A 15048-nucleotide genomic window follows, 5' to 3' on the forward strand; every position below is an offset into this window, starting at 1 on the left:
TGCCAGTGCCAGGACCATGTCGATCTCGTTACCCTTTGATACCTTGAAACACCCGCGCTGGTGGGCGCTGACCGTTATCGGGCTATGCCTGGGCTATGCCCTTGCCGTGCTGACCCGGCTGCCCCAGTGGGGCCTGCTGCCGGTAGCCGCCGCCTGGGTGGCGCTGGGCGCCTGGCTGAAGTGGGGCGCAAGTGCCACCGACCGGCTCGCCGTGACCCGCCGTCGCTGGCCCTTCTCGGTGCTGCCCGTCGCGCTGTGGGGGCTCTACGTCTACCTGGCCGAGAGTTTCGGCATCGTCGATCTCGGGGCGGTGTTTTTCCACCTGCAGGCCGGCATGACCGATCACGGCGGCATCAGCCGCATCGGCGCCGCCGTGCTCTACACCTGCGCCATGCTCGGGCTGCTGTCCGGCATCACCTGGCTGATCCGCCATGACGTGCGCTGGCGCAGGATCGAGCCGTTCCTCGCCCTGCTGCTGCTGGTCAGCAACCCGCTGCTCTACGGTGTCACCCAGCGCGGGGCGGCTATCGTCACCGATGACGGCGCCTGGCTCAGCCGCCAGTACGTCACGCCGATCATTCTCGACGCACCGGAGACACCACCGAACCTGCTGCTGATGTACCTGGAAAGCATCGAGCGCACCTACGCCGACCGCGATCGCTTTGGCGACGCCTATGCCGACCTGGACGCCATCGGCGAGCAGGGCCTGGTCTTCGAAGGGGTCCGGCAGATCGACAACACCGGCTGGACCATGGCCGGCATGATTGCCAGCCAGTGCGGCACGCCGCTGATGCCGGCCGGGCTGCTGCACGACCGCCAGTTCACGCCGCTGGACAAGGTGGTGCCCGGCGTCGACTGCCTGGGCGACCTGCTCTCGGCACAGGGCTACCGGCTCAGCTACCTGGGCGGCGCCAGCACCGCCTTTGCCGGCAAGGGGCTGTTCTACGAGGGGCACGGCTTCGACACCGTGCTCGGCCGCGAGGAGCTCCTGCCGCGGCTGGAGGATCCCAGCTACGTCAACAATTGGGGCCTCTACGATGATTCGCTTTACGACTTCAGCCTCGAGGAGCTGCGCCGCCTCAACGCCGAGGAAGGCCCTTGGGGCTGGTCAACCTGACCATCGCGGGCCACGCGCCCCGCGGTTACCCGGCCCAGGCCTGCGTCGATCGCCAGGGGAGTTCGATGGCATCGATATCCTCTACTCCGTGGAGTGCTCGGCCTGGCTGGCGCGTGATTTCCTGGCACGGGCCGAGGCCGAGGGGCTGCTCGACAACACCGTCGTGGTGGTGGCCAGCGATCACCTGACCATGCGCGTCTCGGCCTGGGAGCAGCTGATCCAGGGCGAGCGCGACAACACCTTCATGCTGCTGGGGCCGGGGATTCCCGTGGGACGCGAGAGCCGCGAAGCCTCAATGGTGGATGTCTTTCCCACCGTGCTCGAGGCCATGGGCTTCACCATCGACTGGCACCGGGCCGGGCTTGGGGTCTCGCTGCTCTCCGGCGAGCCGACGCTGCTGGAGGCCTATAGCAAGACCGAGATCAACGTGCGTATGCGCGAGGAGACCGCCCTGCAAGAGCGCCTCTGGGAAGGCCTCGCCCCGCAGCCTCAGCCCGTCACCGAGGAGCACGCTCAGGTGGTGGAAACGCCCACCGACGCCACCGGAGAGCGCCCCGCCAACGTCCAGTGAACAACCGTCAGCCGCGTGCGATCACCGCCTCACCGGCGCCGAGCAGCGCGGCCAGCACGCGCTGGGGCGAGAGCTGCACCAGGCAGTTAGTGTGCCCCAGCGGGCAGGTGCGTTCGAAACAGGGCGAGCAGCCAAGGCCCAGGTAGTGAATCTCGGCCCTGTCGGTCAGCGGCGGCGTATAGGCTGGTGATGACGAGCCGTAAAGCGCGTGAACGCGGGTGCCCACCGCCGCCGCCACGTGCATCAGTCCAGAGTCGTTGGTTACCACCTGCCGGCAATCAGCGAGTAGATCGACCGCATCGGCCAGGCGCGTCTGCCCGCACAGGTTGTGCACCTGCGCCTGCCCCTCGGCGATGGCGGCACCAGCCTCGACGTCCTTGGGCCCACCCAGCACACGTACCTCGAAGCCCTCCGCGGCGAGGCGCCCGGCCAGCTCACGAAAGTGCGGCAGCGGCCACTGCTTGGCCGGGCCGTATTCGGCGCCCGGCATCATGCCGATGGCGGGGCGCGAGGACAGCCCCAGCCGCACGCGCAGCGCAGCGAGGTTGTCGGCATCGACCCGCAGGTGCGGCCGGGGAATGGCGACATCGCCGCGCTGCGCCTCGCCAGCGTCGAGCCCCAGCGCCACGAAGCGCTTGACGGTCTGGTCGAGCACCGTCTTGTCGAGCTCGCGGCGATCATTGAGCAGCCCATAGCGCTGCTCGCCGGTGAAGCCGATTCGCCGAGGGATGCGTGCCAGCAGCGGCACCAGCGCCGATTTCCACGAGCGCGGCAGCACGATGGCGGTATCGAAGCGGCCACGCAGCGACCGCGCCAGGGTACGGCGACTGCCCCAGCCGAATTCACCGTGGCCGACGTCCAGCGTTGCCACCTCGTCGACCTCGTTCATGCGCTCAAGAATCGGCTGCGACCAGCCCGGCGCGACCACGCCGATACGGCACCCCGGCCAGCGTTGCTTCAAGGTGATGAACAGGCTCTGGGCCATGACCATGTCGCCAACCCAGGAGGGGCCAACGACAAGAAAACGGGGCGCCGGCGCAGAGGCCTGACTCATCCCCGCGTCCCGTTCAGCCACGCGAGGTAGGCACGCACCCCTTCGGCTACGGTGCGGAACTCACGGTCGTAGCCCGCCTCGCGCAGGCGCGAGATATCGGCCCGGGTATAGCTCTGGTAGCGCCCCTTGAGCTCGTCGGGGAAGTCGATGTATTCGATGCGCCCGCGGCCGTGGAAGTCGATCACCGCCTCGCCGATGGCCTTGAACGGCTCGGCGCGACCGGTACCGAGGTTAAAGATGCCCGACCTGTCGGGATGGTCGAGGAACCACAGGTTGACGTCGACCACGTCGCCGACATAGACGAAGTCGCGGCTCTGCATCCCTGCCTCGTAGCCGTCCCAGGCACCGAACAGCTTGAGGTCCTGCCCCGCCGAGACCTGGGTATGGTTGTGATAGGCCACGCTGGCCATCTTGCCCTTATGCTGCTCGCGCGGGCCGTAGACGTTGAAGTAGCGGAACCCCACCACTTGGCTGGTCAGCTGATCCCAGCGCTGGCGCACGTACTGGTCGAACAGCAGCTTGGAGTAGCCGTAGACATTGAGCGGTTTCTCGTACTCGGGCTCCTCGCGGAACACCTCGCTGCCGCCGTAGGTGGCCGCCGACGAGGCGTAGAGCAACGGAATGCCCTGCTGCTGGCAGAAATGTAGCAGCACCTTCGAGTACTCGAAGTTGTTGTCGAGCATGAAGCGCCCGTTCCACTCAGTGGTATCCGAACAGGCGCCCTCATGGAAGATCGCCTCGATCGGCGGCAGACGCGAAGGTTCGCCGCGCAGCACCGCCTCGACGCGAGCGAGGAAGTCGTCCTTGTCGAGATAATCGCCCAGGGTGCAATCCGCCAGGTTGACGAACTTGGTGCCGTCGCGCAGGTCGTCGACGACCAGCACGTCGTGCCGCCCACGTTCGTTGAGGGCCTTGACCAGATTCGCGCCGACGAAGCCGGCACCGCCTGTCACTACGATCATTGTGAACCTCACTGGGGGCGCAGCGCTGCGCCTATAACCGATGTGCCTGTGATTGTATACTTGACGCCCTGTGAATTCATGGCCAACGGTGCATCGCAATGACTCTCTCGTCAAACCCGTCGCAGACGCTCTCGACACCCACGTCGACCTCCTCCGGGTCGACGACAGACGTGTCCACCTTCCAGGGCCTGATTCTCGCCCTGCAGCAATACTGGGCCGAGCAAGGCTGCGTGGTGCTTCAGCCCCTCGACATGGAGGTCGGTGCCGGTACCTTCCACCCCGCTACCTTCCTGCGTGCCATCGGGCCTGAGAGCTGGAACGCCGCCTACGTGCAGCCGTCACGTCGCCCCACCGACGGCCGCTACGGTGAGAACCCCAACCGCCTGCAGCACTACTATCAGTTCCAGGTGGTGATGAAGCCCTCCCCCGCCGACCTGCAGGCGCTCTACCTGGGCTCGCTCGAACGCCTCGGCATCGACCCGCTGGTGCATGACATTCGCTTCGTCGAAGACAACTGGGAATCTCCCACCCTGGGTGCCTGGGGCCTGGGCTGGGAAATCTGGCTCAACGGCATGGAGGTGACCCAGTTCACCTATTTCCAGCAGGCCGGCGGCCTGGAGTGCTACCCCGTCACCGGTGAGCTCACCTATGGCCTCGAGCGCATCGCCATGTACCTGCAGAACGTCGACAGCGTCTATGACCTGGTCTGGGCCATCGCACCGGACGGCTCGAAGGTCACCTACGGCGACGTCTACCTGCAGAACGAGCGCGAGCAGTCGGCCTACAATTTTGAACATGCCGCTGTGCCGGAGCTGTTCAACGCCTTCGACCATCAGGAGCGTGAGTGCAACAAGCTCCTCGAGGCGGGCCTGCCGCTGCCGGCCTATGAGCAGGTGCTCAAGGCCTCACATACCTTCAACCTGCTGGATGCCCGGCACGCCATCTCGGTGACCGAACGGCAGCGCTTCATCTTGCGCGTACGCACCCTGGCCCGCGACGTGGCCCATGCCTATTACGCCTCGCGCAAGGCCGCGGGCTTCCCGCTGGCCCCCGAGACCCTGCGCCAGGAACTGCTGGCCAAAGAGACCGCCACCGAACAGGGAGACACCTGATGGCTGCCAATACCCTCTTGATCGAGCTAGGCGTCGAGGAGCTGCCGCCGGGTGCCATCGACGCCCTGGCCGATGCCATGGCCGAGGGCATTCGCCGCGGCCTGACCGAGGCCGAGATCGCCTTTGGTGCCGTGCGCGCCTATGCCACGCCGCGCCGCCTGGCGGTTCAGGTAGCCGAACTGGCCGACAAGCAGCCCGACCGTGAAATCGAACGCCGCGGCCCGGCGCTTGCCGCCGCCTACAAGGACGGCCAGCCAACCAAGGCCGCCGAGGGCTTCGCCCGCTCGTGCGGCGTGGAGGTGAGCGACCTGATCCACCTGGAGACCGACAAGGGCACTTGGCTCGGCTACCGCGAGCAGCAGCAGGGAGAGGCCACCACCCGCCTGCTGCCAGCCATCGTCGACAAGGCCATCGCCGCCCTGCCGGTACCGAAGAACATGCGCTGGGGCGCCTCACGCATCGAATTCTCCCGCCCCGTGCATTGGCTGGTGATGCTCTATGGCAACGAGGTGGTCCCGGCTAAGGTGCTGGGGCTCGAGGCGGGCCGTGCCACACGCGGCCACCGCTTCCACGCCCCGCAGCCCTTCGATCTGGCCCATGCCGACGATTACCTGGCCGCACTGGAGCAAGCCTGGGTATTGGCTGATCGCCAGCGCCGCCGTGAGCGCATCCGCGAGCAGGTGCTGGCCGAGGCCGAGGTCCAGGAGGCCCAGGCGGTGATCGACGAGGCGCTGCTCAGCGAGGTGAGCGGCTTGGTGGAATGGCCGGTGGCGCTGTCGGGCACCTTCGACGAGCGCTTCCTCGAGGTACCTGCGGAGTGCCTGATCTCGTCGATGAAGGCCAACCAGAAGTATTTTCACCTGATCGACGAACAGGGCCGGCTGAAGCCTCAGTTCATCACCATCGCCAATATCGACAGCCAGGATCCGCAGCAGGTCATCGAAGGCAACGAGAAGGTCATTCGCCCCCGCCTGGCCGACGCCGCCTTCTTCTACGACACCGACCGCAAGCAGCCGCTGGCGGCACGCATCCCCGGCCTGGCCAACGTGGTGTTCCAGCAGCAGCTTGGCACCCTGGCCGACAAGGCCCACCGCAGCGCCGCCGTGGCCGCCTTCATCGCCGGCCGCATCGGCGGCGACGTGGCCCAGGCACGGCGTGCCGCCGAGCTGGCCAAGTGTGACCTGGTCACCGAGATGGTGCTCGAGTTCCCCGAGCTGCAGGGCATCATGGGCCGCTACTATGCCACCCATGACGGCGAGCCCAGCGAGGTGGCCCAAGCGCTGGAGGAGCAGTACCTGCCCCGCTTCGCCAGCGACCAGATCCCCGCCTCGCACACCGGCCAAGCGCTGGCGCTGGCCGACCGCCTCGACACCCTGACCGGCATCTTCGGCCTCGGTCAGCGGCCCACCGGCACCAAGGACCCCTTCGCCCTGCGTCGTGCCGCCATCGGCGTGCTCAACATCATGATCAAGGGCGAGCTGGACCTCGACCTGCGCGAGCTGCTCGAACTGGCAGCGGCGCAGCACCAGGAGCTGCCCTACGCCGAGGACCTGGTGCAGGAAGTGCTGGCCTACATGCTCGACCGCTTCCGTGCCTGGGCGGCCGACGAAGGCATTCCGGCCGAGGTCTACCTGGCGGTACGGGCGCGCCCCGTGACCCGCCCGCTCGACTTTGCCCGCCGTCTTCGTGCCGTACATGCCTTCACCCAGCGCGAGGAAGCCGCGGCCTTGGCGGCTGCCAACAAGCGGGTCTCCAACATCCTGACCAAGCAGGCCGACGAGGTGGCAAGTCAGGTCGACACCGCCCACCTGCATGAACCGGCCGAGCAGGCCCTGTTCGATGCCATCGAAGCCAGCCGTGGCCAGGTGATGCCGCTATTCGCTGAAGGGCGCTATCGCGAGGCGCTGGACGTATTGGCCGGGCTGCGCTCGCCGGTGGACACCTTCTTCGATGACGTCATGGTCATGGCCGAGGACGCAGCCACCCGTCGCAACCGCCTGGCGCTGCTGGCCGGGCTTCAGGCCCTGTTCCTGGAAGTGGCCGATATCGCGCTGCTTCAACAGTAGGCCTTGCTCCTGAGCTAAAGCCGGCCGAGGCAACTCGGCCGGCTTTTCCTTTTCCCATGTTTCACGTGAAACCACGTCACCGGCCTTGGCACCTCATGTTTCACGTGAAACACTTCATGCATACTTCACTAGTTGGTGTGCCGATGCCCGCTGCCTCTCGTCTCGTCATTCTCGATCGCGACGGCGTGATCAATCACGATTCCGACGCCTACATCAAGACCCTCGGGGAGTGGGTGCCCTACCCCACCGCCATCCAAGCCATCGCCAGGCTGTCACAAGCCGGCTGGACCGTCGCCGTGGCAACGAATCAATCAGGCATCTCCCGGGGCTACTACGACGAAGCCACGCTGGCCGAAATGCACGGTGAGCTTCATCGGCTCGTCAGCGAGGCGGGGGTGCATCGCGCACATCGCCTACTGCCCGCACGGCCCCGACGACGGATGCGACTGTCGCAAGCCGCTGCCGGGCCTGCTGGAACAGGTCAGGGAAGCACTGCGGCTCGACACGCTGTCAGGCAGTTGGATGGTCGGCGACAGCCTGCGGGACCTGCAGGCGGGCGAGCGCATGGGCTGCCGTTCGGTGCTGGTACGCACCGGCAAGGGCAGCCGCACGGAAGCCAAGGGCATCGGCCTGGAGCATGCCTTGGTTTTCGACGACCTGGCCGCCTTCGTCGACTGGCTGCTGCACCAGACACAGGCTTGAGCGCCTAGCACCATCCGAACGGACCAACCCAGGCTTGGCACCCGCCATTAGAAAGCCGACCCCTTTCGGGGTCGGCCGTGTCTTGCCAGGCAGCGATGTTTCACGTGAAACAAACCGATCAAACGTCCAGGTTGGCCACCAGCGCATTGCTCTCGATGAACGCTCGGCGCGGCTCCACCTCGTCGCCCATCAGGGTGTTGAACATCATGTCGGCGGCCACGGCGTCTTCGATGGTCACCCGCAGCAGGCGGCGAGTTTCCGGGTCCATGGTGGTCTCCCATAGCTGATCGGGATTCATCTCGCCCAGACCCTTGTAGCGCTGCACGGACAGGCCGCGCTGAGCCTCACCCATCAGCCATTCAAGCGCCTGGTAGAACGTTGCCACCGGTTTCTTGCGTTCGCCGCGGGCCACGTAGGCCCCCTCTTCAAGTAGGCCTTCAAGCGTCTGGCCCAGCGCGGCCATGGCGCGGTAGTCAGCGCTGGTGAAGAAGTCGATGCCCCAAACGTAGTCGGTGCTCACGCCATGCGCCGTCAGCGTCACCGCCGGCAGGAACAGCTCGCGCTCGCGGTCCTCTTCCAGGCGGAAGGTATAGCGTGGACCGCCCTCATAGGCGACAAGGGAGTCCATTTCCTGCTGCAGGTAAGCAAGCCAGTTCTGCATGGTGAGACGATCCTTCAGGCTCGCCTCTCCTTCCAGGCGCGCTGCATGCACCACCTTGCGCAACACCTCGATGGGATAGACTCGCGACAGACGGTCGATGCGCTTCATCACGTCGCGATACTGCCCGACCAGCGCCTCGAGCTGAGTGCCGGTCACCGGCGGCGCGTCCGGATTGACGTAGAGCCTGGCGCCATCCATCGCCGTGGTCGTCAGGTAATCGACCAGCGCCTGCTCGTCCTTGAGGTAGGTTTCCTGCTTGCCACGCTTGATCTTGTACAGCGGCGGTTGGGCAATGAAGACATGTCCGCGCTCAATCAGCTGCGACATCTGGCGGAAGAAGAAGGTCAGCAGCAGCGTACGGATGTGCGAACCGTCGACGTCGGCGTCGGTCATGATGATGATCGAGTGATAACGCAGCTTGTCGGGGTTGAACTCCTCGCGCCCGATGCCACACCCCAGCGCAGTGATCAGGGTGCCCACCTCGGCGGACGAAAGCATCTTGTCGAAGCGTGCTTTTTCGACGTTGAGAATCTTGCCCTTGAGCGGAAGGATCGCCTGCGTACGACGGTCGCGCCCCTGCTTGGCGCTGCCACCTGCCGAGTCACCCTCGACGAGGAACAACTCGGAGAGGCTGGGGTCCTTCTCCTGGCAGTCGGCCAGCTTGCCCGGCAGCCCGGCGATATCCAGCGCCCCCTTGCGTCGTGTCATGTCACGCGCCTTGCGCGCTGCTTCGCGCGCCCGCGCCGCATCCAGCATCTTGTTGACGATGGATTTGGCATCGTTGGGATTTTCGATCAGGTAGTCCGAGAACAGGCGGCCCATCTCCTGCTCGACGGCTGTCTTCACCTCGGAGGAGACCAGCTTGTCCTTGGTCTGGGAAGAAAACTTCGGATCAGGCACCTTCACCGAGATGATCGCCGTGAGCCCTTCACGAGCGTCGTCACCCGAGGTGGCCACCTTGGACTTCTTGAGCAGCCCTTCTGACTCGATGTACCCGTTAAGGGTACGCGTCAGCGCGGCACGGAAGCCGGCCAGGTGCGTGCCCTCGTCGCGCTGCGGTATGTTGTTGGTATAACAGAAAATATTCTCGGCAAAGGAGTCGCTCCACTGCATCGCCACCTCGACCACGACGCCGTCTTCACGCTCGGCCTCGAAGTGAAAGACCGGGTTGAGCACGGTCTTGTTGCTATTGAGGTGGTTGACGAAGGCCTTGAGGCCGCCTTCGTAGTGGAACAGCTCTTCCTTGCCGCTGCGTTCATCAACCAACCGAATCGCCACGCCAGAATTGAGGAACGAGAGTTCACGCAGGCGTTTGGCCAGGATGTCATAGTGGAATTCGATATTGGCAAAGGTCTCGGGCGAAGGCCGGAAATGCACCCGGGTACCTGTCTTCTCCGACTTGCCGACCACGCCGAGCGGCGCATCGGGCACACCGTGCCGATAGATCTGCTCGTAGACTTGGCCTGCCCGCCAAATGGTCAGCCTGAGCTCTTCGGATAGCGCGTTGACGACCGAAACGCCGACGCCGTGCAGCCCACCCGAGACCTTGTAGGAGTTATCGTCGAATTTGCCCCCGGCGTGCAGCACCGTCATGATGACTTCGGCGGCCGACACCCCTCCTCTTCATGTATATCGGTGGGGATGCCGCGGCCATTGTCACTGACGGTGATGGACTCGTCCGGATGAATGACCACCCGGATCTCGCTGCAGTAACCGGCCAGCGCCTCATCGATGGAGTTGTCCACCAACTCGAACACCATGTGGTGAAGCCCCGTGCCGTCGTCGGTGTCGCCGATGTACATGCCAGGACGCTTGCGTACGGCATCCAGTCCCTTGAGAACCTTGATGCTCGATGAGTCGTAAGCCTGTTCGCTCATTGACTACTCCGTGATGAAGTCTAACGGTGCCTGCGGCACTAGCTGCCCCAGGCCTTGGCTGTCCTGTTTCACGTGAAACATGGCGACGGAGGTACTGGGTAGCCATGCGCCGGACAGGGCTTCGTGTTCGACACTGGTAATAAATGCCTGGCACTGCATCGCTTCCAGCAGGCGGCAGAAGGCGAGGCGGTGAGCGGGATCCAGTTCGGCCGGAAGGTCGTCCACCAGATAGAGGCAGGAGCGACCCGTCTTCTGCTCCAGCAGCTTACCCTGGGCCAGCTTCAGGGCACTAACCACCAGCTTCTGCTGGCCCCGTGAGAGCACTTCTACCGCCGGCACGCCGCCAACGCGCAGCCGCAGATCGCAGCGCTGCGGCCCAACCTGGGTGAATCCCATCTGCTTGTCGGTGAGGCGCGACTGTTCGAGCACTTCGCCCAGCGTGCGCCGACTGTCCCAGCCCCGCGAGTAGCGCAAGCTGAGCGAAGGCAGCACCACGAGCTGATTCAAGGTTTCCTCGAACACGGGGGCAAAATCGGCCACCCACGCCTGCCGCATGCGATCCACCACCTCGCCCCAGTGCGCCAGTTCGCGCTCCCAGGCAGCCAGCGATTTGGCGTCCATTCTATCATGCCTGAGCAGGGCGTTCCGATGTTTGAGGGCCAGCCGCGTGCGCCGCCAGGCTTCGTAGAAGTCGTGTTTCACGTGAAACACACCCCAGTCCAGAAACTCACGCCGCCCCGCTGGCGGACCCTCCAACAAGCGAAAGGCATCGGGGTTGACGACCTGAAGCGGCAAGACCTCGATCAGGCGGGCCAGGCGGTCGATACGCTCGCCGTTCATGCGGATTTCGAGTTCGGCGGCATCCCGAGTGCGTCGCAGGCCGATCGTGGCAGGGGTCGACGCCGAGCCGGGCAAAGAGCGTCAGGTAAGAGGCATGGTGAGCGATCGCGTGCTTGAGCTGGCGAGTGCGAAAGGAGCGCCCCATGCCGAGCAGATGGATGGCTTCGAGAAGACTCGTCTTGCCGCTGCCGTTGGCGCCGACAATGAGATTGACACCAGGCGATGGCTCGACAGCCACCGCCCCGAGATTTCTCAAACCATTGATTTTTAATTGCTTAATCAACATTCATCGGGCCATGGGAAAGCGCCGTGGAGCCAGGGTCGCCCCGTCAGCGCCGCCCAAGAGGCTAGAGGCGCATGGGCATGACCACATACAGCGCATCACCCCCGCCCGGCTCTTCCAACAGCGCACTGCTGTTGGAATCGGCGAGCGTCATCTGCACGCGATCTTCATCCAGCACGTTAAGCACATCGATGAGATAGCCAACGTTGAAACCTATCTCCAACGCATCACCACCATATTCGACCGTTACGTTCTCCTCGGCTTCTTCCTGCTCCGGATTGTTGGCCATCACCTGAAGGTTGCCCTCCTTCAGGTGCAGCCTAACACCGCGGTACTTCTCGTTGGAGAGAATGGAGGTACGCGAGAGCACCTGGCGCAGTTCAGCGCGCTCGGCGATGAATACCTTGTCGCCGCCTCGCGGTATCACGCGCTCGTAGTCGGGGAACTTGCCATCGACCAGCTTCGAGGTGAAGGTGAAATCGCCGGTATGCGCTCGCACATGGCTGGCGCTCAGGGTCAGAGTGACCGGCTCGTCACTGTCGTCAAGCAGGCGCACCAGCTCAAGCACGCCCTTGCGCGGCACGATCAGCTTGCGTGCCGGCTCCACCTGGATCTCGGCCGGGCGGGAACAGACCGCCAGCCGATGGCCATCGGTGGCCACGGTGCGCACCAGGTTGGTCCGGAGCTCGAGCAGCATGCCGTTGAGGTAGTAGCGTACGTCCTGCTGCGCCATGGCGAAGGAGGTCGCATCGATCAGGTGCTTGAGGGTCCCGCGCGGCAGGCTGAGTTCCACATCGCCGGGGCTGTCCTCGATATTGGGAAACTCGGCTACCGGCAGCGTCGACAGGGTGAAACGGGAGCGGCCGCTGCGCAGCACGGCACGCCCGTCCTCCAGGCTGAACTGCAGCTCCGCCTGATCGGGCAACGACTTGCAGATATCCATCAGCTTGCGTGCCGGCACCGTCACGGCCCCGGGAACGTCTACCTGCGAGGCGGCCGTCCTGCCGACCAGCTCCACCTCGAGGTCCGTACCGGTCAGCGCCACCTGCTCGTGATCCACCTGGATCAGCACGTTGGACAGCACTGGTAGGGTCTGGCGACGCTCCACCACGCCGGCTACCAGGGTCAGCGGCTTGAGCAGGGCCTCGCGGGTTATGGAAAATCTCATCTCGGCTCCACGTCTAGTCCTGTAGAAAGGGGTCGGGCGTTGGCGTCATGGGCGGCGAACCCCTCCGCTCAGCTGGTCAGCAGCCGGAGCAGGTTCTTGTAGTCCTCGCGGATGTCCGCGCTCTCTTCCTGCAAGGCCTGCACCTTACGACAGGCATGCAGCACTGTAGTATGGTCGCGGCCGCCGAAGGCGTCACCAATCTCGGGCAGGCTGTGGTTGGTCAGCTCCTTGGCCAGCGCCATGGCCACCTGTCGCGGTCGCGCCACCGAGCGTGAGCGACGCTTCGAAAGCAGGTCCGACAGCTTGATCTTGTAGTACTCGGCCACGGTGCGCTGAATGTTGTCGACTCCCACCTGCTTGTCTTGCAGCGCCAGCAAATCCTTGAGCGATTCGCGAATGAAGTCCTGGGTGATCGGCTTGCCCATGAAGTGCGAGTCAGCGATGACCTTCTTCAGCGCTCCCTCCAGCTCACGCACGTTGGAACGAATCTTCTGCGCGATGAAGAAGGCCGCATCATGGGGCAGATCCACCTTCGCCTGGTCAGCCTTCTTCATCAGGATGGCCACGCGGGTCTCGAGCTCTGGCGGCTCGATGGCCACCGTCAGCCCCCAGCCAAAGCGTGACTTGAGCCGCTCCTCCACGCCGCTGATCTCCTTCGGATAGCGGTCGGAGGTCAGAATCATTTGCTGCCCACCCTCGAGCAGAGCATTGAAGGTATGGAAGAACTCCTCCTGGGAGCGCTCCTTGCCGGCGAAGAACTGGATGTCGTCGATCAGCAGCGCATCGACGCTGCGATAGAAGCGCTTGAAGTCGTTGATCGCATTGAGCTGCAGCGCCTTGACCATGTCGGCCACGAAGCGCTCGGAGTGCAGGTAGACCACACGGGCGTTCTCGCGCCGCCCGGCCAGCGCATTGCCGACTGCGTGCATCAGGTGGGTCTTGCCCAACCCAACGCCGCCGTACAGAAACAGCGGGTTGTAGGCGCCGCCCGGGTTCTCGGAGACCTGACGGGAAGCCGCACGGGCCAGCTGATTCGACTTGCCCTCGACGAAGGTTTCGAAGGTGAAGGCGGGATTGAGGCCACTGCTGTGCTTCAGGCTGCCTTCGACCTGCACTTCCCGCTCACCGCCGCCCCGGCGACCACCGGCTTCCTCACGCAGCTGATCGATCTCGCGCTCGTCGCCGATATCCCCGCGGGGCGGCACCTGAACCGCGGGCGCCAGCGGCGAGCGGGGGCTGGCGGAGACCGGCGCACCGAGCTCGCGCGGCTGAGGCTTGGGCGCCACGGCGCGGCGGCTGCCAACGGAAAGGATCACGCGGGGAGGTTTAGCCGGCGCCAATTCGCGCAGCAGCTCGTTGATTCTCTTGACATACTTGTCCCCTACCCAGTCCCGTACGAAGCGGTTGGGGGCCAGCAGATGCAGTTCGTTGGCCTCGCCCTCTTCCGCCTGCAGCGGTCGAATCCAGGTGTTGAACTGCTGTGCATTCAGCTCGTCCTGCAGATAGTCCAGGCACTGTTGCCAGAGAGCAAGCGACACTCGACCTCACCATCGGTTATTGCATGGCCGGCCATTGTATCCCTCGTCGGCCAGGTTATCCACACGCACACGGGAATCCAGAGGAGCTGTGGAAAACCTTCCTCGAGGACTCCGGCTCGCTGGGGATAACTATATTTTTCGCACCCGCTGTGGGTAACCTGAACCCTTGTCCACAGCCTGCCAACCCCTTGCCCACCTGACATCCGGCGTTTGTGCACAGCGTTTCTTTTTGCACAACTTCCTATAGATAAAGGCAAAAACCCACTTATCAACAAAAAGCATCCCCAGTAATAGTCACAACAGGTTCAAGAAAATCTCTTGTAATTATTGCTCGAACGCGTTCAGGCAGCGAGAAAACAGCGTTCAACAAGAATTGCGTCGGCCCCATGAAATCACTACAATTTCCGGTCTTGAGCCGAATCTCCTGGGTTCCGACAGGAGCTCAGGACTTCTCTGGAAGACGTTCCGTCCAAATAAACCACGTGGGAATCAAGAGTTATGAAACGCACCTTTCAACCCAGCGTTCTCAAGCGCAAGCGTGTGCACGGCTTCCGTGCTCGCATGGCCACCAAGAACGGTCGCGCCGTCCTGGCTCGCCGCCGTGCCAAGGGCCGCAAGCGTCTGAGCGCCTGATCGCAGACGGCACGTGTCCGGACATGGCTTTTCCAAGCAGCTGCGTCTTCTTGCTGCGAAGGAATATCGATTCGTCTTCGACCATGCTGCATTCAAGGTTCATGGCAAGGGCCTGATGGCCCTGGCGTGCCCCAATGGACTGGACCACCCGCGCCTTGGCCTGGTCTTCAGTAAAAAGAACGTCCGCCGGGCCGTGGACCGCAATCGCCTGAAACGGCTAACGCGCGAGTCCATTCGCCTGCAGCAGCACCAGCTCCCCGCCGTCGATATCGTCGTGTTGGCACGACGCGATGCGGTCGGACTGGACAGCGCCACGCTGCATCGTCAGCTGAGCGGCATGTGGCGTCGCCTCGAGCGGGACGTACGAAAATCGAAGGCACCCTGACCGGATGCGGAGCCCGTCACCGCCATGAAAAGCCTGCCCAGGGCAGGCTTTCGTGTATATCGCACTGGCACCGCCTAGC

Annotated in this window: 10 protein-coding genes and 3 pseudogenes; 7 read left to right on the plus strand and 6 right to left on the minus strand. The window is 64.3% G+C overall.

Going from position 1 to position 15048, the window contains the following annotated elements:
* The first annotated feature begins 16 nt into the window (after positions 1 to 16).
* Both ACUDAL_RS16370 and ACUDAL_RS16375 read left to right on the plus strand, forming a co-directional pair.
* Positions 17 to 1117: a sulfatase-like hydrolase/transferase gene (locus ACUDAL_RS16370; RefSeq protein WP_444678871.1), complete on the plus strand. Its 1101-nt coding sequence runs from the start codon at positions 17 to 19 to the stop codon at positions 1115 to 1117.
* 88 nt (positions 1118 to 1205) lie between these two features.
* On the plus strand, positions 1206 to 1688 hold the full coding sequence (locus ACUDAL_RS16375; RefSeq protein WP_444678872.1) for a sulfatase-like hydrolase/transferase: 483 nt from the start codon (positions 1206 to 1208) through the stop codon (positions 1686 to 1688).
* Between the two features lie 7 nt (positions 1689 to 1695).
* Here ACUDAL_RS16375 and waaF read toward each other — a convergent pair whose 3' ends face one another.
* Positions 1696 to 2742 (minus strand): lipopolysaccharide heptosyltransferase II, encoded by a 1047-nt coding sequence (gene waaF, locus ACUDAL_RS16380; RefSeq protein WP_444678873.1) that lies wholly within the window; start codon positions 2740 to 2742, stop codon positions 1696 to 1698.
* Positions 2739 to 3704, minus strand: a complete 966-nt coding sequence (gene rfaD / locus ACUDAL_RS16385) for an ADP-glyceromanno-heptose 6-epimerase (protein WP_444678874.1) — start codon at positions 3702 to 3704, stop codon at positions 2739 to 2741. Before rfaD ends, waaF begins: the two co-directional genes overlap by 4 nt.
* A 98-nt stretch (positions 3705 to 3802) precedes the next feature.
* On the opposite strand from rfaD, the gene glyQ reads away from it, so the two are divergent.
* The 3 genes and pseudogenes from glyQ (at position 3803) to gmhB (ending at position 7584) form a co-directional block, all read left to right on the plus strand.
* On the plus strand, positions 3803 to 4816 hold the full coding sequence (glyQ, locus tag ACUDAL_RS16390; RefSeq protein ID WP_444678875.1) for a glycine--tRNA ligase subunit alpha: 1014 nt from the start codon (positions 3803 to 3805) through the stop codon (positions 4814 to 4816).
* Positions 4816 to 6882 (plus strand): glycine--tRNA ligase subunit beta, encoded by a 2067-nt coding sequence (glyS, locus tag ACUDAL_RS16395; RefSeq protein WP_444678876.1) that lies wholly within the window; start codon positions 4816 to 4818, stop codon positions 6880 to 6882. Before glyQ ends, glyS begins: the two co-directional genes overlap by 1 nt.
* A 143-nt stretch (positions 6883 to 7025) precedes the next feature.
* Positions 7026 to 7584 (plus strand): annotated as a pseudogene (gene gmhB / locus ACUDAL_RS16400) (D-glycero-beta-D-manno-heptose 1,7-bisphosphate 7-phosphatase).
* A 118-nt stretch (positions 7585 to 7702) separates the two neighbouring features.
* On the opposite strand, the pseudogene gyrB reads toward gmhB, so the two are convergent.
* From gyrB to dnaA, 4 genes and pseudogenes are all read right to left on the minus strand, one after another.
* Positions 7703 to 10122, minus strand: a pseudogene (gene gyrB, locus ACUDAL_RS16405) (DNA topoisomerase (ATP-hydrolyzing) subunit B).
* Positions 10123 to 10125: 3 nt separating this feature from the next.
* A pseudogene (gene recF / locus ACUDAL_RS16410) lies at positions 10126 to 11248 on the minus strand (DNA replication/repair protein RecF).
* A gap of 61 nt (positions 11249 to 11309) precedes the next feature.
* A complete protein-coding gene (gene dnaN / locus ACUDAL_RS16415) occupies positions 11310 to 12413 on the minus strand; it encodes a DNA polymerase III subunit beta (RefSeq protein WP_444678877.1) in 1104 nt (367 codons plus the stop codon).
* A gap of 68 nt (positions 12414 to 12481) precedes the next feature.
* On the minus strand, positions 12482 to 13951 hold the full coding sequence (dnaA, locus tag ACUDAL_RS16420) for a chromosomal replication initiator protein DnaA (protein WP_444678878.1): 1470 nt from the start codon (positions 13949 to 13951) through the stop codon (positions 12482 to 12484).
* Between the two features lie 498 nt (positions 13952 to 14449).
* Here dnaA and rpmH point away from each other — a divergent pair, with 498 nt between their 5' ends.
* Both rpmH and rnpA read left to right on the plus strand, forming a co-directional pair.
* Positions 14450 to 14584 carry a 50S ribosomal protein L34 gene (gene rpmH, locus ACUDAL_RS16425; protein WP_010626003.1) on the plus strand — a complete coding sequence of 45 codons (135 nt, stop codon included), beginning with the start codon at positions 14450 to 14452 and terminating at the stop codon, positions 14582 to 14584.
* A gap of 13 nt (positions 14585 to 14597) precedes the next feature.
* Positions 14598 to 14969 carry a ribonuclease P protein component gene (gene rnpA / locus ACUDAL_RS16430; protein WP_444678879.1) on the plus strand — a complete coding sequence of 124 codons (372 nt, stop codon included), beginning with the start codon at positions 14598 to 14600 and terminating at the stop codon, positions 14967 to 14969.
* Positions 14970 to 15048: the final 79 nt, after the last annotated feature.

This window comes from Halomonas sp. E19 (genome assembly GCF_052439355.1).
Classification (GTDB): Bacteria; Pseudomonadota; Gammaproteobacteria; order Pseudomonadales; family Halomonadaceae; genus Halomonas.